Source organism: Photobacterium sp. AWH4_225, from assembly GCF_056158405.1.
In genome coordinates, this window is the sequence record NZ_JBSWTF010000004.1 from 264,131 (window position 1) to 278,661 (window position 14,531).

Annotated in this window: 10 protein-coding genes; 3 read left to right on the forward strand and 7 right to left on the reverse strand. The window is 47.5% G+C overall.

Going from position 1 to position 14,531, the window contains the following annotated elements; genetic code table 11:
* Positions 1–170 precede the first annotated feature (170 nt).
* The 4 genes from iolC to iolE all read right to left on the reverse strand — a co-directional run bounded on the left by iolC (position 171) and on the right by iolE (position 5,400).
* Positions 171–1,166, reverse strand: coding sequence for a 5-dehydro-2-deoxygluconokinase (gene iolC / locus ACXAD4_RS18610; protein WP_475243307.1), 996 nt, complete (start codon positions 1,164–1,166; stop codon positions 171–173).
* A gap of 17 nt (positions 1,167–1,183) precedes the next feature.
* A complete protein-coding gene (locus ACXAD4_RS18615) occupies positions 1,184–2,359 on the reverse strand; it encodes a Gfo/Idh/MocA family protein (protein ID WP_475243308.1) in 1,176 nt (391 codons plus the stop codon).
* Positions 2,360–2,515: 156 nt separating this feature from the next.
* Positions 2,516–4,387: a 3D-(3,5/4)-trihydroxycyclohexane-1,2-dione acylhydrolase (decyclizing) gene (iolD, locus tag ACXAD4_RS18620; protein WP_475243310.1), complete on the reverse strand. Its 1,872-nt coding sequence runs from the start codon at positions 4,385–4,387 to the stop codon at positions 2,516–2,518.
* A 119-nt stretch (positions 4,388–4,506) separates the two neighbouring features.
* A complete protein-coding gene (iolE, locus tag ACXAD4_RS18625; RefSeq protein ID WP_475243311.1) occupies positions 4,507–5,400 on the reverse strand; it encodes a myo-inosose-2 dehydratase in 894 nt (297 codons plus the stop codon).
* 570 nt (positions 5,401–5,970) lie between these two features.
* Between iolE and ACXAD4_RS18630 the strand changes: the two genes are divergently transcribed.
* The 3 genes from ACXAD4_RS18630 to ACXAD4_RS18640 all read left to right on the forward strand — a co-directional run bounded on the left by ACXAD4_RS18630 (position 5,971) and on the right by ACXAD4_RS18640 (position 9,486).
* Positions 5,971–7,413: a sugar porter family MFS transporter gene (locus tag ACXAD4_RS18630; protein ID WP_475243312.1), complete on the forward strand. Its 1,443-nt coding sequence runs from the start codon at positions 5,971–5,973 to the stop codon at positions 7,411–7,413.
* A gap of 72 nt (positions 7,414–7,485) precedes the next feature.
* On the forward strand, positions 7,486–8,397 hold the full coding sequence (locus tag ACXAD4_RS18635; protein WP_475243313.1) for a LysR family transcriptional regulator: 912 nt from the start codon (positions 7,486–7,488) through the stop codon (positions 8,395–8,397).
* Positions 8,398–8,634: 237 nt separating this feature from the next.
* Positions 8,635–9,486: a LysR family transcriptional regulator gene (locus ACXAD4_RS18640; protein ID WP_475243314.1), complete on the forward strand. Its 852-nt coding sequence runs from the start codon at positions 8,635–8,637 to the stop codon at positions 9,484–9,486.
* Positions 9,487–9,506: 20 nt separating this feature from the next.
* On the opposite strand, the gene ACXAD4_RS18645 is transcribed toward ACXAD4_RS18640, so the two are convergent.
* The 3 genes from ACXAD4_RS18645 to ACXAD4_RS18655 all read right to left on the reverse strand — a co-directional run bounded on the left by ACXAD4_RS18645 (position 9,507) and on the right by ACXAD4_RS18655 (position 14,434).
* Positions 9,507–10,823, reverse strand: coding sequence for an anaerobic sulfatase maturase (locus tag ACXAD4_RS18645; protein WP_475243316.1), 1,317 nt, complete (start codon positions 10,821–10,823; stop codon positions 9,507–9,509).
* Positions 10,824–10,955: 132 nt separating this feature from the next.
* Positions 10,956–13,271 (reverse strand): arylsulfatase, encoded by a 2,316-nt coding sequence (locus ACXAD4_RS18650; protein ID WP_475243317.1) that lies wholly within the window; start codon positions 13,269–13,271, stop codon positions 10,956–10,958.
* A 317-nt stretch (positions 13,272–13,588) separates the two neighbouring features.
* Positions 13,589–14,434, reverse strand: coding sequence for an arylamine N-acetyltransferase family protein (locus ACXAD4_RS18655; RefSeq protein ID WP_475243318.1), 846 nt, complete (start codon positions 14,432–14,434; stop codon positions 13,589–13,591).
* Positions 14,435–14,531 lie beyond the last annotated feature (97 nt).

The following is a 14,531-nucleotide window of genomic DNA, read 5'->3' on the forward strand; positions in this document are numbered from 1 at the left end:
TCACTGCCCTGCTATTCCAACTGTCATTGCCAGCACAGTGTTTATCAGTCTAATTTGTTTAAATAAAAAGGCCGGGCCTCGATGGTTTGTACCTTTCTAGACGTGTCCAGTAAAAATACTGACCCGGCAGGACCTAATTGCCTTTAATCACTTCGTCCGGAGGTGGTTTATTAAAGGCTTTGTTCTCTGGTCTCAATAAAATCGAATAATTGTTCTTTGGTTGGCATCGCTTCAGTACAGCTATTACCGCTCACATTAATGGCAGCAGCTGCTGTACCATGTTTGACGCCATCTTCCAATTCACCGCCATTTACCAGTGTCCAAATTAGGCCGCCAGCAAAAGAGTCGCCCGAACCAAATGGTTTTTGAACTTCTACGCGGAAGATGCCTTGCTGGAACTTGTGGCCGTCACGGCAGTAAACTTTAGAGCCGAACTCACCGGCTTTGATCACCACTACCTGGGTATTAGCTCGCAGGAAGCGCTCTGCCGTTGCATCGTCATCCTTGTTGCCCGGTGCCAACACGGTTTCCATCATGTCGAATTCTTCGCGGTTACCGATAACGATATCGGACAAGCTTGCTGCAATGCCGTAGTAGATAGAGGCATCAACATCGGTGCGCCAAGAATATGGGCGGTAATCAACATCCAAGACCACTAGCGTGTTACTGCGGCGCGCATGCTCCATCGCAATCAATGTGGCTTCACGGCTCGGGCTTTCAGAAAGCGCTGTACCTGTAACTACCAACACTTTTGCATTGGCGATGTACTCTGGGTCTACTTGCTCTGGCTTGATGGTCAAATCAGAGGCTTTATTGCGGTAAATCAATACCGTACAGTCACTTGGTTTCATCTCGGTAAACGCAACCGAAGTGCGCGAGCCCGAGTTGTCTGTCATCATGCCATCAAGGTTAATACCCTGGCCTGACATGTACTGCTTTACGTAGCCACCGAATGCATCATCAGCGACACAACCAATAAACCCTACTTTGCCGCCTAGCTTGCTAATCGCCACTGCAATATTGGCTGCAGAGCCACCGACAAACTTATTAAAGCCAGAAATGTCTGCCATGTCCGTGTTTGATTCACGGGCGTAGAGATCTACGCCCGCACGTCCCAACACGATGGCATCCAGCTTACGGTCTTGCTGAAGTGCAATCTTTGTCATGGTCCGTCCTTTCGTTATTACTTGTATTCAACCCATGCAGCGTTTTGGTCAGCAGACTCAACACACTTCTCACATAGGCGTACGCCTTCGATACCTGCATCGATACCTGGGAACCAGATACCAGCCAGTGTTTCTTGGTCATCACGGTCTGCAGCATCGAATGCCAATGCGAAACGGTGATATAGGTTTGCCCAAGACTCGAAGTAACCTTCAGCATGGCCGCCACCAACGCGGTTAGCAGCAACGCCTTCTACGTCTTGGTATAGATAACCCATACCGCGGTCTAGAATGCGTGGTGGCTCGCCCTGAATTTCGTAGCGAAGTTGGTTAGGCTGCTCATCCCACCACTCGATAGACGCTTTTGAGCCAACAATGCGGATCTTCTGCTGATGCATAGAGCCTGCGTTAACCGCTGATGCCCATAGTGTACCCACAGCACCGCCTTTGAATTCCATCATCACGTGGGCGTTATCTTCTAGCGGTGTGCGCGATTTGATGAAGCTCTGACGCATGCAAGATAAACGGTCTACTTCTAGCCCTGTCATCACTTCACACAGGTAAAACGCATGAGTACCGATATCACCCAGCACGTACGTTGGGCCAGAGACTTCTGGGCTTACACGCCACTTCAGGCCTGGATCGTTTAGCTCGTACTCTTCGTTGTGGAAGCCATGCGCGAACTGCATGTTGATAACGCGGATTTCACCTAGATCACCACGCTTAACCATTTCGCGCGCCTGCTGAACCATAGGGAAGCCGCTGTAGCCGTACATCACGCCGATAACACGGTTGTTCTTCGCTGCAATTTCCTTCAGCTCTTCTGCTTCTTCGGTTGTGAAGGTAATAGGCTTTTCACACACCACATGCAGGTTTGATTCAAGTGCTGCTTTACAAATTTCGTAGTGCGTCGAGTTAGGGGTAGCGATAGAAACCGCCTGGATACCGTCTTCGCGCAGGGCTTCTTGCTCGAACATCTCTTTGTAGTTGGCATAGCAACGGTCGCCATCAAGGCCGAGGTTTTCACCGAAGTCACGGCAGCGCTGAGGATCAAGGTCAAAAGCACCGGCTACCAACTTGAACAAGCCATCACGCTGTGCAGCGTTACGGTGTGAGTAACCGATCTGGCTACCACGACCGCCGCCTACCATTGCCCAACGGATAGGTTGTTCAAAATGACGTTCTTCATTAAACATGGCTTCACTCCTTGTCAGGAATCCCCCACCACTATTTGAGAGAGACCTGCGTTTCAGATATTGGAAATAATTTGTTCTTGTTTACCGAGTTCTTATTTACAAAGTTTTTATTCTCAGAGGCTCTCAGCGATAAGAGCCTCTTGGTTAATAAATTCTCTACACACCGCGTCTCTGGGTCGCTCGGCCTTCTTCCCACTCAGCCACTTTCTGTGCAGTGTGGTCGTTGCGAGTCACTTCAGGCAGACCAACTTCCCACCAGCAGTCACACTTAGACCATGCCGCAGGTGATACTGGGTCGATATCAACCACAATCACGTAAGTACGGTCAGCTTCTTTAGCACGGGCGAATGCTGCATCGAATTCGTCGACAGACGTCAGCTTCTCGGAAATCGCACCTTGTGCTTCGGCGTGCTTGGCGAAATCGACGCGGGCCAACTCACCATCTGGGCGGCGGCAGTCTTCAAGCAGGTTATTGAACGACTCGTTGCCAGTGTTGTTCTGTAGTTTGTTGATAACCGCGAAACCACCGTTGTCACACACCACCACAATCATCTTGTGACCAGTCAGTACTGATGAGTAGATGTCTGAGTTCTGGATAAGGTATGAACCGTCACCAACTAGCACTACAACGTCGTTGTCTGGGTTGGCAATTTTCGCACCCCAGCCACCGGCAATCTCATAACCCATGCACGAGTAACCGAAGTCGATATCGAACTTACCGATCTGGTAGTTCTGCCAGTTCATCGATAGCTCTGCAGGCAGGCCGCCCGCAGCAGTCAGAACGGTATCGCCTTTTTCCATCGACTTGTTCAACTTGCCGATCACTTCCGCGTAAGAAGACATTCCCGGAAGCAAATCGCCTTCTTGCGGGTGAGTACGGCGGTGAACCAACTCTTTCCACTCATCAGCTTCTGCTTTGGCTTTTGCCGACCACTCATCGCCTGAGCGCCAGTCGCCTAAAAGTGCTGATAGCTTGGTCATTGATGACTTGGCATCACCCAAGACTGGGTATGACATGTGCTTGATCGCATCGAATTTCGCCACGTTGATGCTGACCAGCTTCATCTCTGGGTTCTTAAACACAGTCCAAGAGCCCGTCGTGAAATCTTGCAGACGGGTACCGATAGCCAGTACCACATCCGCTTCGTTAGCCATGTGGTTGGCAGAATCAGAGCCGGTAACACCGATTGGACCAGCATTCAGCGGGTTGTCCTGCAGCATAGTGGCACGGCCAGCAATGGTCTCAACCACAGGGATGTTGTGCTTGCCAGCAAAATCAGCCAGTTCGTCTGTAGCCAGCGAGTAGTGCACACCGCCACCAGAGATGATCAGCGGCTTCTTCGCTTGCATTAGGATTTCTTTCGCTTCTTCCAGAACAACCATTTCAGGCTCTGGACGGCGAATGCGGTGTACTTTCTCGGCGAAGAACACTTCAGGAAAATCGTAAGCCACGCCTTGGATATCTTGTGGCAGGCCAAGGAATACCGGGCCACAAGTGGCTGGATCTAGCATGGTGTCAAGCGCTTGTGGCAGCGTGTGCATTAGCTGAGATGGTGATAGCACGCGGTCCCAGTAGCGCGTTAGCGGCTTGAAGGCATCGTTTGAAGTAACAGACGGATCTTCGAAGTTCTCCGGCTGCTGCAAAACTGGATCTGGTAGACGGCTAACATACGCGTCACCTGCAATAAGTAGAAGAGGTAGACGGTTGGTATGCGCGATACCCGCAGCGGTAACCATGTTAGTGGCACCTGGGCCGATAGAGCTGGTTGCAATACCGATACGGCGACGCTGGTTTGCCTTAGCATATGCAATGGCCGCTGTTGCCATCGACTGTTCGTTCTGACCACGCCAAGTTGGAATTTTATCTTCGATATTCTTTAGCTGCTGGCCAAAGCACGTCACATTGCCGTGACCGAAAATCGCAAAGGCGGCACCAAAAAGTTGTTCTTTCTTTCCATCAATTTCAATCATTTGTGCTGCAAGGTACTTAGCAAGTGCTTCAGCAACGGTCAGGCGTACAGTATTCATTGTCTTCCTCGTTTTTCGATATTCGAAAAATAAATCCTTTTCTCATGGCAATTTTTTTCATCGTTCGTGCTATGAGATATTAAGGGGGCCTAGCCTGCCCCCTTATTCCTTGCCTGAGCTTACAGGCCGTATTTCTTCGCGTAGCCAGTGATGTTCTCGTAAGCAGTCTTCGCGTAAGTTAATGGGTGCGCTTTTGCAGGATCCTGCTCAGCTTCAACCAGTAGCCAACCTTTGTAGTCGCGTTCTTTCAGTGCAGCGAAAACGTCATCGTAATCAACATCGCCAGTGCCAGGAACGGTGAATACACCATCAAGAACTGCGTTAAGGAATGATTTGTCTGCATCGCGAGCGGCCTTCATAACTTCTAGTCGTAGGTCTTTAAAGTGCATGTGGCCGATACGATGACCCCAACGCTTGATCATAGTGACAGGGTTACCGCCACCGTATGTGATGTGGCCGGTGTCCAGCGTTAGGTGAACAGCATCGCCAGTCAGTTCCATCATTAGGTTAATGTCGTCTTCTGTTTCACAGATGGTGCCGACATGGTGGTGGAAAGACAGCTTGATGCCGTGCTCGTTTAGTAGGTACTCAGCAACTGTAGTTAGCTTCTCACAGTAAGCTTTCCACTCATCCATAGTCAGGATTACGCGCTGAGATAGTGGAGTGTTGATGTCGCCGTGAACTGTGTTGCTCACCTCACCAAATACCATGGCATTACAGCCTGCAGCCTTAAGAAGCTTGATGTGCTCCTGCATAGCAGCGATTTCTTCTTCAGCAGTTAGCGTCATCAGGTTACCGCTGTACCAGCCAGATGCTAGAACCAGACCGTGCTTTTCTAGAAGAGGGATAAGCACTTCAGGCTCACGAGGATATTTAGTACCCAGTTCAGTACCAGTAAAGCCAGCTTCCGCCATTTCACTCAAACATGTTTCCAATGGGATTTCACCGCCCAGTTCAGGCATATCATCGTTAGTCCAGGTCAGTGGGCTGATTCCATATTGAACATTGCTCATGTTTGTACTCCAATTTTTTGATTATTAAATTCCGGGTCGGTGACGATTGTGGTCAGTCCAGTGGAATATGTTCTTTAGGAATCTCTGAACCGCTTTTCAATCTGCACCATTTGCTTCACTGGAAATTACTATAACCGAAAAAATAAAAACGAAAAATATTTTTCACCAATTACAATCGTTTTCATTTTTTCCAGACAAAATGAAAAAACCTCAGTAAATACGCGGCTTAGAAGAAATTCTTGAGCAAGATCACAATTAAAAATAACACTTAAAAATCAACAACTTAAAATAAAAACCAGTAGCGGAAAATATTTTTCGCAATTTGACGTAAGTATCATTTTTAGACAAAACCACCTATTGGCTATAGCCGTAAAAAACTTGTGAGCTTATGATTTAGCTCGTCACCAAGTGGAAAATTATTATCAAAGCAATAAATTACTATTAAAAATATTGGTGATGAGAATAATGCCGATGCAAATACCCTACAGTAATTAGCGCATTGGAAAGCTACCCAACTCAAACTTATTCGATGGTTGAGTAAGAGACGGGGATCTCATAAAGGAGTAGAACATGTCACCCACAACCGCGGCCGAGGCCCGAAAACATAACTTTGCTTATATCATCAGAATTTGTTGTATCGCAGCCCTAGGGGGAATTTTATTAGGTTACGATACCGCTGTTATTTCAGGCGCCATTGGTCCTATCAGGGAGCACTTTGGCTTAACCCCGGCACAAACCGGCTGGGCAGTATCAAGTGTTGTTCTAGGTAGTATTATCGGTGCCGTCAGCGCCGGTTGGTCCGCGCTAAAATACGGACGCCGTAACACCCTCTTCATCGCCGCCATCCTCTTTATGATCTCCGCCATTGGCTCCGCACTGGCAACCACCTTCTCTTTCTACGTTATGCTCCGCATCGTTGGTGGTGTCGCAGTCGGCTTGGCCTGTGTGGTTTCACCAATGTACATGTCGGAAGTGGCCCCGAAAGATTTCCGTGGCCGTGCCGTGAGTATGTTCCAGCAGTCTGCTGTTGTCGGCCAAACCGGTGTGTTCTATGTTAACTACCTGATTGCCAAAGGCATGAGTGAAGCTTGGCTAGTTGATATGGGCTGGCGCTGGATGCTGGGCTCAGAGGTGATCCCTGCTGCGCTGTTTGCTGGCCTGCTATTCCTTATTCCTGAATCACCACGTTGGTTGGTACTCAAAGGCAAAATCGACCAAGCCAAAGACACCCTGTCTCGCATTTCTAACCCAAAACATGCTGATCAGCTGATCGGCGAGATCCAGGCATCACTTGCTGACTCTAACCAACCCGGCAAAAAACAAGTTAGCCTGCGCTCACCGCTGCTGTTTGCTATCTTAGTGATCGGTACCTTCGTCGCCGCAGCCCAGCAGCTGACCGGTATCAACGTCATCATGTACTACACGCCAGAAATCCTGCGCCCAATCACAGGCAGTACAGAGAATGCACTGTTCCAGACTACTTTTGTCGGTGTCGTGTTCATCCTGGGTAACGCCTTGGGTATGTACCTGATTGATAAAGTCGGCCGTCTGCCGCTGATGAAATACGGCACGTTCGGTTGTGCAGTGGGTATGACAGTGGTTGGTTATGTCCTTTACACCGGCACTGAGGGCTACGCCGCGCTGTTTGCTCTGTGTCTATACGTTGTTTCCTACGCAACCTCTTGGGGCTGTGCGTGCTGGACCATGATTTCTGAAATCTTCCCGAACAACATCCGCTCACGAGCGATGGCTATCGCAGTCGGTGCCCAGTGGTTCACCGGTTTCCTAGTGACTCAGTCGTTCCCTATGCTGAACGAAAATGCTTTTCTGAAAGAGAACTTCAACGGAGCCTTTAGCTTCTGGTTGTTCGCTGCCCTGTCGCTAATCTGTATGTTTGTGGTCGTTAAATATGTACCAGAAACCAAAGGCGTCAGCTTGGAGAAAATGGAAGAAGCAATGGCCAAGAAGCTTGGCAAGAAAGTCCCTGCTAAAACTGCAGAAGCCACAGCTTAACTTTTATAAATAGAACGAATGGCAGGCTTTCGTAAAGAAAGCCTGCTTTTGCATCATCACAAGGGAGAAATAATGCTCGATAAAATGGCTTTCTTTGTTTACGTCATCCGCACCGGTTCCATTTCTGCCGCCGCGCGGAAATTCAATATCTCTGTTTCTGCTGGGAGTCGCTGGCTACAGGATCTCGAACAGAGCTTTGGTATTACCCTCTGCCGCCGCACTAACCGGCTATTAACCGCCACCCCAGCAGGCCAAAAGTTGGTTGATGAGTTCTCCCCTTTGGTTGATAACGCCGAGCAACTTTGCCGCAGCCTGCAAGATTTCCAGGAACAAGACAAAGGCCATATTAATATCGTTTGTACCCCTGTTTATGCCAATAATTTCCTGATGGATAAAATCAGCAACTACCTGATATCCCATCCGAATGTCACCTTTAATCTCAATGTGACACCGTGGGCACTCGACCATGCCGCTGAGGCTGATTTGGTGATCAGTGCCAATGCTTGCTATCAAGGATACCAGGAAAAAGATCTGCACCTAGTGCGTAGGGAGTTGATGCAAAGCCCGTTTGTTGCAGTGGCTTCTCCGGCATATCTTGAGCGAAACCCTGCCCCCGAACTGCCTACCGAACTTTCACAGCATCAATGCTTGTTCGCCACCACTCTGACCGGCAGCAATGATTGGATTTTCGAGCGCAATGGCGAAACCCAGATGATCAAAGTGCCTAAGTCACTGGAAGTCAACGACAGCGATTTACTGTTGCAAAGCGCGATTAAAGGCGCAGGTATCGCTTACCTACCAGCTTTTATTGTTGATAAGCCGATATCTGATAAGCAGCTCACCCCTATTCTCGACGATTACGAAACCAGTATTTGGAGTTTGAACCTGTATTACCACCCACCAACGAAAGCCTCTGCTGTTGCGAGTCATTTCAAAAGCTACTTGCTAGACTGTTGCAATACACAGAACGATACCGCTTGCTAAGGTCCTGCCTGTGAAAGAAAATGGACATTTCCTTCCATCTCTGAACGACGACACTAGATTCATTTTATACAGGGTTAAAGCAGCAATATACAAATTACTGCTAACCCTGGATAGTTGCTTCACTCTGCGTTAGAGCATTTAAAACCATTTTTGCTGTTCCAGGAAATATATCGGCATATTGCACACTCTTGTGGCAATATAACTGGCGAGATAACTTTTCCTTTGAAATCTAACTCTATGCAAAACACTCACCAATTTGATTTAAACTTAATCAGAACTTTCTTTGAAGTTTATCGCACCGGCTCATTTACTAAAGCGGGAGACAACCTAGGGATAAGCCAACCTTCAGTGAGTGCTGCGATTAGAAAAATGGAAGTGGACATTGGCTACCAGCTTTTTGTTAAGCAAGGTAGAGGCATCAGTCCAACAGCGAATGCCCACAAACTCGCTGCTCGCTGTCAGCAAGGGTTTAATGAAATCATTAATGCGGTGGCTGACGAGATTAGCTTTGATGTCCATGTTAGTGAGCCGTTTCTTCACCAAGTTGTGGATCTTGCACATACTCAGATACAAGAAGCCCCTGCAGAGCAGATGGACATTATAGAACGTTTGCGTGACCAATCATTGGATCTCGCTCTATCCGTTTTTACCATCAAAGACCCATCTCTGGTTGTTGAGCCTATTGTTGAAGAAAAAGCCGTCGTCATTTGTAGAGCTGATCATCCATCAATTGGAAATTCATTGACGGCAGAGGAATTCTATCAGCAGCAACATGTCATTCTCTCCACCAAATGGGAAAGAATGTCTGGCTTTGAACATGGTGCTAAATCGATAGTACAAGAACGTAAGATCCATAGTACTGTCGGTTCGCTTTCTGCTAAGTTAATGCTGGTATCTAAATCGGATGCAATAGCGGTTGTATCTGAAGGGTTTGCACAATATTGGCAACACACCCTAGGATTGAAGCTACTTACTTGTCCTATTGAGCTTAGCGCCATAAGTTATAGCTTTGCTTACCACAAACGATACGCCAACAATGAGCAACATAAGTCGCTCAGAGCGAATATTCTGCGAAGAATTACGAAGTAATCGCTAACGGATTCAAAATCCTACTTATTGTACCCGCAGCAACGTTTGTACTTTTTATCACTTCCACATGGACAAGGTGAGTTTCGGCCTACAGAATCGCTTGGCATAACCTTAGCGACTGACTGTCTGTAATTCAGTGTCCACATCAGCTCTGCGGGAGAGCGGCCTTGCTTGAGCAAATTGCACATTTCCTGCATATAAATGGCAGTATGCTCAAAAAACAATTGATAGCCCATGCAAAAATAATTGTGGTTGGGTAAGCCATTCGGGCTAACCGCAAATCGGTGTTTCGGGCACCCACCATTGCAAGCGAACTTATATTTACAGTGCTTGCAGTCAGAGTTTAGCGTCTCCTGCTTGTCCTTTCCGAACTGTATCGCTTTCGCGCTCGCATTACACTCTGAGATGGATTTATCATGAATGTTGCCCAACATGTGCTCAGGGTAAACATAGTGGTCGCAGTTATAGAGATCCCCGTTGGACTCCAGCGCAAATGCGTGACCGCAACGCTCTGAGAAATGGCAGATGCCTTGGCGCTCACCAAACCAACTGCTCAGTGCACTGTCGAACATATTTACATAAACGCGGCCAATGTCTTTGCGTACCCACAAGTCAAAAATGACATTCAAAAACTCGCCATACTGACGCGCTGGCACCGACCATTTTGTCACATCCGCCAATGTTTCGTTAGGCAGAACCAGTCGCAATTGATCGTCTTTCGCCTCCCTTGCTTCCCGCTCAACCAGTGGAATAAACTGAATATAAGTAGAGCCGATATCTTTAAGAAATTGATAGACGCGCTGTGGATGTTTTACATTTTCCCGGTTGACCACAGTCAGCGTGTTAAATGCTACGTTGTGTTTTTTTAGGAGTTTAACTGCCTCCATTACCTTAGCGTGAGTTGGCTTACCAGCACGATTTTTACGGTAGCAGTCATTCAGGTCAGCAGGCCCGTCAACAGATAAACCGACAAGAAAATCGTTCTGTTTAAAAAAACGGCACCAGTCATCGTTGAGCAACAAGCCATTCGTCTGGAAGCTATGCTCAACTTGTTTATTTCCAGCATGTTTTTTACTCAGGCTTACTGCCTTTTCGAAAAACGCCAGCCCCATTAACGTCGGCTCACCCCCTTGCCATGTGAACTGAACGTAGCTATCCTTCTGCGCTTCAATGGTTTGCCTGATGTAAGCTTCCAGTGTCTCATCGCTCATACGCCAGTTATGGCTACGCTCTGGATAGAGCTTTTCCTTTTCTAGATAAAAGCAGTAGTCACAGTCAATATTGCAGACTGAGCCCGTTGGCTTCGCCATTACATGGCAACTCGTAGGTGTTTGCATGAAGGTTCCTCATGAGCGGGGGGGATGGGGTGATGTCGTGTCTTAGTCAGTGGCAGTTCTCCGTCTCTACGTCGCTATCAACCGGGTTCATACAAACCCAGGTGATAGCGATAGATTGCCAAAGAACGACCGTTAGTTCAGGGTATAATCAACAAACTCAATGCTGTTGGTGTACTCGAAAGGCGCTTTATATGCCGGTGTAACCGGAGAGCCCAGATCCATACCGATATCGGTGGTTTCCGTAACGGCAAAGCGAAGCGGTACTGTGTTTCCTATTTTCCCTGAACCCGCCTCTTGGCCATTCACATAGAGGGTTGCTGTACCACCGCCGCCATGTTCATCAGACTCTTGTTTATAGTCCATCTTGATCTTAAGGGTTCCGCTTGGCAGGGGCTCAGCTGATGTCACATGGAAACGCCTCTTGTTGAAGAAGTTGTAGTGGTAGTGCAATTTGCCATCTTTAACATATAGGGTGTAGCCAGCTACATTCCCTCCGACAGCGACAATAACCCCTTCATCACCTTTTTTGTAATTCAGCTCTGACTCAATCGTATGGCTACGAGAATAAACCGGAGGTGTTCCCCCTTCCGGAATACGCACTGTGCCTTGATAGTATCTGAAGTGCTTTTTACCTCGGGTAATCGACGGACGATTTGGGTTTACTACGCGCTCTGCATACCGGTCATCCAACGGATATACCCCGTACTTATTCGCTTCTTCGTCGAACACTTTTTTCAGTTCTTCGAGCTTTTCAGGGTGAGACTTAGCAAGATCATTTGCCTGAGAAAAATCTTCTTCGATGTTGTACAGCTCCCACTTAACATCATCAAACCCTTTCGAGCCGATAAATGCCCAAGGTACACCATGGAAAGCAGAGGCAACCCAGCCTTCGTGATAAATAGCCATATGCCCAGCGACTTCAAAGTACTGTGTTTTTCTATTACCTTCTGCACCAGCGTTGTCGAAAGAGTAGTTCATAGGAACCCCCGCCATTGGAGACTGCTCAACGCCATTTACCTCAGTTGGAGTTTCAATACCCGCTGCTTTGTAAATCGTTGGCGCGATATCAACCACATGGTGGAACTGGGTTCGTTTCTCATCCTTTGCTTCGATCCCTTCAGGCCAGGAAACAACCAGTCCATTGCGGGTTCCACCAAAATGAGACGGCACGCGTTTCATCCATTGGAAAGGTGAACTACCCGCCCAAGCCCAAGGCACTGCATAGTGGTTTTCAAAATCTTTTCCACCGATGCCATCTAGTACCTCAAGTTGATCTTCAACGGTATCGGGGAATCCATTCTGCACCATCATATTGTTGGTTGTACCGATGAGCGTACCTTCACCACTGGCTCCGTTGTCACCGACAACGTAGATAACCATGGTATTTTCTGCTCCGGGAATATCGGTTGCCGCATCGATTAAGTTGCCGACCCAGTGATCGGTGTGAGCAAGGAACCCAGCGGCTACTTCCATTTGACGAGCAAAGAGTTTTTTCTCTTCCTCCGACTGCTCATCCCATGATGGGATCTCATCAGGTCTTGGGGTTAGTTTGGTGTCTTGCGGAATGATGCCGAGCTGCTTTTGTCTTTCAAAAGTATGTTCACGCATCGCATCCCAACCATCGTCAAACTGTCCTTTAAATTTATCTATCCATTCGCTACCGACATGGAATGGTGCATGGATAGCACCTGTCGAGAAATACGCGAAGTAAGGCTTATCTGGATTTAGGGATTTCTGTTGCTTAATCCACTTGACGGCATCCGTTGCGAGATCTTCGGTCAAGTGGTAAGTCTCGCCCGGCTTCTTTTCTGGCTCTACAGGCACCGTATTTTTAAATAGCTGAGGTTCATACTGGCTGGTTTCTCCACCCATGAAGCCATAGAAATATTCAAACCCTAACCCGGTCGGCCAGCGATCGAATGGCCCTGTTTGGTTAGTTTCCCAATCAGGCGTGTTGTGCCACTTACCCCAAGCTGCCGTGTTGTATCCATTTTGCCTTAGTATTTCAGCAACACTTGCAGAGTCCTTACCCCAGATACTGTGATAACCCGGGTACCCTGAAGACATCTCAGAAATGGTGCCGAACCCCAGCTGGTGGTGGTTTCTCCCTGTGAGCAACGAGGCCCTAGTTGGGCTGCAAACGGCGGTTGTGTGGAAACGAGTGTATGTCACCCCTTCTTTTGCTAGCTCATCCAAAGCTGGAGTCGGAATGGGCCCTCCCAATGTGGAGGCCTGACCAAAGCCAACATCATCAAGAATGACCATTATAATATTTGGTGCCCCCTCAGGCGCTTCGACGGGTTGTGGGTAGTCTTCCTGCGACTCTGCAATAGTGCGCCCAATCTTCCCGTTAAATTCTGGGATTTCGTGTGGTAGAACGCTTCCTGCACCGTATGAACTGAATGGTAGCGCGAGTGTTATTGCTGTAAGTAAGAATTTATCTCTCATATCAATGACCAACGTTGATAAAAATAAATAACAAAACTGATTGCTTCAAAGTTGTGAATAGGAATGCTCAGACATGCAACTTCCCCCCTCAATAGGAAAAATGCGACTTTGTACCGACTATCGATGTGAAGGGGGTGAACACTATTTTAATGGTGGGTCACAATAGATATAGGGAGTAGCAACAATACAATTCATAGTCTGAAGCTATGAATATTGTGATAAGTAGCGACTAGTAAATGATCACTCGCCGCAGTTAATGAGATGAGAAAACCACGAAGGAGGAAAAATAGGAGTTTCCAGGCCTGAATTAGGCAAACTTAATCAGTAACAATGCCAAATAACTCAGCTAACAAAGCTGACCGTTCATTGGGGTGATACGGAGTAATGGTTTTGCCCTCACTGGATGTTCTTGCTACATGCTCGTCAGACAACGCGATTCGCGTGTCACCCTGTAACTTTGAAACCACCCACTGTTTATTAAAAATTGATCGTTCATCATGCTCGATAAACTCAATACCATGTTTGAAGTCGATACGCTGATAAGGTTCATCGATGAATTGATAACGTGGTGACAGGACTGGATTCTCTTTACCCTTCTCGCAATTATTCTCATGCAGCCACAATTGATAACATTCCTGTCCAATAGGCTTTATTTGATGGGTAATGCCAAGATGTTCGAAGCCAAGGTTACCATCCATCGGAATGACTTGAGACATCGCCCGTGCATCCCCGACATCTGCTATGTACTTTTGATCATCAAGCTCAAGAACCAGAGCGATGTGATTCGCAACATCTCTTAGTTCACCTTCAACAAACATTCTTGCCGCAACACGATATACGCGATAACCACAAAATGTCAGCAGCTCAAACAAGAAATTATTGAGCTCAAAGCAAACCCCTCCCCGTTTCGACAGAATTAATTTTTGGTAAAGGTGAGAGGTTTCATCATTGATTGGAATACCTGATAGCACATCCAAGTTCTCAAACGGAATCGCCGTCACCATCGACTGGCAAATTGCATTTGCCCCTTCAAGGCCACTTATTTGTGACAGCTGAAGACCAAGTCGCTGTTCAATTTTGGGGATCCAAGCTTTCTCTATCAACATCTGCTCCAATTGTTTTTCGGTGGCTGCCAACAATGCTGCCCTATCATATAGCAACATAAAATCTGCAACTACGGAGGTAAATCAAGATTTTCTAACCCATACCACAGAAATCCCACAATAGTCGGTAGTAACCTGTTGGTTTCAAGAAGAATAA

Bases quoted from the DNA above. Each gene is read 5' to 3' on its own strand.
- ACXAD4_RS18635 (WP_475243313.1), top strand. From the start codon at position 7,486: ATGCTCGATAAAATGGCTTTCTTTGTTTACGTCATCCGCACCGGTTCC.
- iolD (WP_475243310.1), bottom strand. From the start codon at position 4,387: ATGAATACTGTACGCCTGACCGTTGCTGAAGCACTTGCTAAGTACCTT.
- ACXAD4_RS18650 (WP_475243317.1), bottom strand. From the start codon at position 13,271: ATGAGAGATAAATTCTTACTTACAGCAATAACACTCGCGCTACCATTC.
- ACXAD4_RS18630 (WP_475243312.1), top strand. From the start codon at position 5,971: ATGTCACCCACAACCGCGGCCGAGGCCCGAAAACATAACTTTGCTTAT.
- ACXAD4_RS18615 (WP_475243308.1), bottom strand. From the start codon at position 2,359: ATGTTTAATGAAGAACGTCATTTTGAACAACCTATCCGTTGGGCAATG.
- ACXAD4_RS18655 (WP_475243318.1), bottom strand. From the start codon at position 14,434: ATGTTGCTATATGATAGGGCAGCATTGTTGGCAGCCACCGAAAAACAA.
- iolC (WP_475243307.1), bottom strand. From the start codon at position 1,166: ATGACAAAGATTGCACTTCAGCAAGACCGTAAGCTGGATGCCATCGTG.
- iolE (WP_475243311.1), bottom strand. From the start codon at position 5,400: ATGAGCAATGTTCAATATGGAATCAGCCCACTGACCTGGACTAACGAT.
- ACXAD4_RS18645 (WP_475243316.1), bottom strand. From the start codon at position 10,823: ATGCAAACACCTACGAGTTGCCATGTAATGGCGAAGCCAACGGGCTCA.
- ACXAD4_RS18640 (WP_475243314.1), top strand. From the start codon at position 8,635: ATGCAAAACACTCACCAATTTGATTTAAACTTAATCAGAACTTTCTTT.